At 71.8% G+C, this 3,598-nt stretch carries 3 protein-coding genes and 1 rRNA gene; 3 read left to right on the top strand and 1 reads right to left on the bottom strand.

Annotated features, from left to right (window positions below):
• The first annotated feature begins 152 nt into the window (after positions 1-152).
• Positions 153-782, top strand: a complete 630-nt coding sequence (locus tag ACFZB9_RS11410; RefSeq protein ID WP_391445945.1) for a hypothetical protein — start codon at positions 153-155, stop codon at positions 780-782.
• Between the two features lie 38 nt (positions 783-820).
• On the opposite strand, the gene ACFZB9_RS11405 is transcribed toward ACFZB9_RS11410, so the two are convergent.
• Positions 821-1,771 carry an RDD family protein gene (locus ACFZB9_RS11405; RefSeq protein WP_391445944.1) on the bottom strand — a complete coding sequence of 317 codons (951 nt, stop codon included), beginning with the start codon at positions 1,769-1,771 and terminating at the stop codon, positions 821-823.
• A gap of 181 nt (positions 1,772-1,952) precedes the next feature.
• Here ACFZB9_RS11405 and ACFZB9_RS11400 point away from each other — a divergent pair, with 181 nt between their 5' ends.
• On the top strand, positions 1,953-2,957 hold the full coding sequence (locus ACFZB9_RS11400; protein WP_391445942.1) for a stage II sporulation protein M: 1,005 nt from the start codon (positions 1,953-1,955) through the stop codon (positions 2,955-2,957).
• Between the two features lie 549 nt (positions 2,958-3,506).
• A 16S ribosomal RNA gene (locus ACFZB9_RS11395) occupies positions 3,507-3,598 on the top strand; the annotation flags it as partial.

The following is a 3,598-nucleotide window of genomic DNA, read 5'->3' as shown; positions in this document are numbered from 1 at the left end:
GGCTGCGCCGGGGGCCGGGCCCCCCCCCCCCCCCGGCCCCCCCCCCCCGGCGGGGGGGGGGGGGCCGGCGGGGGCGGCCCCCCCCCCCCCCCCCCCCCCCCCCCCCCCCCCCCCCCCCCCGGCCGTTTCCGGGGCCGACATAGGCTTTTGCCATGCCCAACGGCCGTTACTCGCTGCACGACCCCCACGACCACGTCCTGCTGGGCGAGGAACGCTTCAGCTGCGCTCCCGGCCCGGCGGGCTGGCGCTACGTCTCCAAGACCTACGCGCCGGACGGCGGCACGCTGGGCACCGTCGACCTCACCCTCGACTCGCGGAGCCGCCCGCTGCGCATGGAACTGCGCGCCGGTGGCTGGCAGGTGCGCGGGGGAGCGGTGGACGGGGTGGCCTGGGTGCGCACCGACCCGGCCGACCCGACCGGCGCCTCGGCCACCGAAGGGCACGACCGCGCGCACGGCTTCGCGGGTGACTCGCCCGCCTTCCTGATCGCCACCGCCCGCCTGCTGCGGCTGGCACCGGGTGCGAGTACCCGGGTGCGGCTGGTCGCCTTCCACGGCACGGCGCTGGCCCCGCGGACCTTCGACCAGGGCTGGACCCTGCGGGAGACGGAGCAGCATCCGACCGACTCCGGGCCGCTGCTGGTCGAGCGCTACCAGGTGGCCGACCTGGAGACCGGCGAGCAGCGGGAGATCCACCTGGCGGGGGACGTGCTGCTGGCGGCGCCGGGGATCGAGCTGGAGGAGCTGGAGAGCCCGCCGAACGCCTGGCCGAGCTGGGACTGAGCGACCCCGCCCGGTCAGCCGGGCAACTAGCCGGACAGCTAGCCGGGCAGCGCGAAGCCGCCGTCGTTCGAGGCAGGGGGCGTTGCGGGCGTCGAAGGCGTGGTCGGCGCGGGTGCCGAGGGTGTGGGCGGTGCGGGCGTCGGCCAGGCGGGAGACACGGGGGACACCTGTGGCGCGGGTGGCGGCGCGCTGTACGCCGGGGCCGTGCCGTAGCCCGGCGCCGTGCGGCCGTCGGTCGCACGCAGCCAGTCGCGCCGCTGCCGCTCGGTGAGCACCGCCGACAGGTACATCGCCGGGTGCAGGCCGGCCGGCACCGGCCAGCCGACCCGCTGGGCCACGTCGCCGGCCAGCCGCTGCGCCATCGCGAACGCGACCTGGCCGTCCAACTGATCGCTGCGGCCCAGGAGTTGGCGAACAGCGAGCCAGAGCCCCTCGGGTACGGCCGACAGGTCCAGCCGCACCAGCTCCGACCCCAGCGCGTGCATCACCTGGGGCGGCGGCGTGGTCGGCGGACCGTCGGAGCGGCCCGCCGGCACCCGCTCGCGCACCACCAGGGTGCCCGCGAACACGTCGCCGAGCCGCCGCCCGTCGGCCGAGACCAGCGAGCTGATCACGGCGGGCACCCCGGTGAGCATGATGATCTCGAAGACGCCGACCAGCGCGCGCACCAGCGCGTGCCGGAAGCTCGCCGGCCCGCCGTCGACCCGCACCACGCGCAGCCCCAGCGCCGCCTTGCCCAGCGACCGGCCGTGCGAGAGCGTCTCCACCAGGACCGGCAGGGCCACCAGGAAGAAGACCAGCAGGCAGATCACCAGGGCTGCCGCGGCCGCCCCGTCCAGGTCCGAGAGCGAGGTCATCAGTAGCAGCGTGGTCAGGAAGAACGCGGTGAACTCGACCAGCAGGTCCAGGAGTACGGCCAGTGCCCGGCTCGGCAGCTTCGCCGTCCGCAGCCCGAGGACGACGGCCTCACCCGTCACCAGGTCACTCATCGCACCAGCCCGTCCCATCCGGCGTCCGGAACGTGGGCCCGCCGCCCGCCCCCGGATCTTCAGGGGCCCAACATACGGGGCCGCCCGAAGCCCGGGAAGGGCCGCCTCACCGGCTGCGACCTCTGGCAAGCTGACCCCAGCCGTTGACCCCGCGCCGCATCGCCACCTTGGAGTGACCCGGATGGATCTGGACGTCTTCATCGCCGCCCACCAAGCACAGTGGGCGCGCCTGGAGACCCTCAGCAAGCGGCGCCGGCTCAGTGGCGAGGAGGCGGACGAGCTGGTCGCCCTCTACCAACGGGTGACCGGTCAACTGGCCCGGGTGCAGGCCAGCGCGCCGGACCCGGCCCTGGTCGGTCGTCTGACCACGCTGGTCGCCCGGGCCCGCCATGCGGTCACCGGCAGGCGGGCCGGCAGTTGGCGCGAGGTCGGCCGCTACTTCGCGGCCGGGTTCCCCGCCGCGCTCTACCGCTCGCGCCGCTGGTGGCTGTCGATCGCGGTGCTCTCGCTGCTCGGCACCGCGCTGATCTCCTGGTGGATAGCCACCCACCCCGAGGTCCGGGACAGCATGGCCACGCCGAGCCAGCTGCGCGAGATGACCCGGCCGGGCGGCGCCTACGAGGCCTACTACTCCGACCGCCCCGCCAGCTCCTTCGCCGCCCAGGTCTGGACGAACAACGCCTGGATCGCCGCCCAGTGCCTGGTCTTCGGCGTCTTCCTGGGCCTGCCGGTGCTGTACGTGCTGGCACAGAACGTGCTCAACCTCGCGGTCGGCATCGGCCTGATGGCCTCGGCCGGGCGTCTCGACCTCTTTCTCGGCCTGCTGCTGCCGCACGGTCTGCTGGAACTGACCGCCGTCTTCGTCGCGGGCGGGATGGGCCTGCGCCTGGGCTGGACGGTGATCGACCCCGGCCCGCGCAAGCGCACCGTGGCGCTGGCCGAAGAGGGCCGGGCCACCATCGGCATGGCGATGGGCCTCACCGCGGTGCTCTTCGTCAGCGGCCTGCTCGAAGCCTTTGTCACCCCCTCCGGCCTGCCCACCTGGGCGCGGATCGGCATCGGTGTCACGGCCGAGGTGCTGTTCCTGCTCTACGCCCTGGTCCTGGGCCGCCGGGCCGCGGCGGCCGGCGAGACCGGCGACGTCGCGGCAGCCGACCGCGCGGACCTCCAGCCGGTGGCGGCCTGACCCCTTCTGACCTGGTAGTCTTCTCTTCACGCCGTCGGAACTGTTGACACAGCAACGAATGGCTAGTAGATTCGAACGGTTGGCTCGGACTGGACAACAGGACCGAACGAGCTGTAGTGTCTACGACACGGCAAGTCGAGGCAGGGCGTCCACGGATGCGGCCCGGCAAGCGAAATCCCGCGGCAAAACCAGGAAAAAGTCTTTGCTAGGCTTTGCTGGTCAGCCAAAGGAAATCCCCTCAGCGGGATTTCGGAGAAGAAATCGACCGGTAAACGGTGCGAATCGGATCTGATAAGCTGAGAACACGAAAGAACGAAGCGCCCGGAGAGCTTGCGAGAGCGGCTTGAAGGAAGCGTCCGTTCCTTGAGAACTCAACAGCGTGCCAAAAGTCAACGCCAGATATGTTGACATCCCCGGCCTTGATCTTCGGATCGGGGTTGGAGATTCCTTTTGAAGTAAAACACTAGCGAGGACGCAGTGCACGGGGCCACCCTATTCCGGTGGTTGTCGTGCCGCTCGACGCGGGTGATGCTCGATTACGAGCAGACATTCACGGAGAGTTTGATCCTGGCTCAGGACGAACGCTGGCGGCGTGCTTAACACATGCAAGTCGAACGGTGAAGCCCTTCGGGGTGGATCAG

It is taken from the genome of Kitasatospora sp. NPDC008050 (genome assembly GCF_042957465.1).
Classification (GTDB): domain Bacteria; phylum Actinomycetota; class Actinomycetes; order Streptomycetales; family Streptomycetaceae; genus Kitasatospora.
This window is presented reverse-complemented; position numbering and strand designations above follow the sequence as displayed.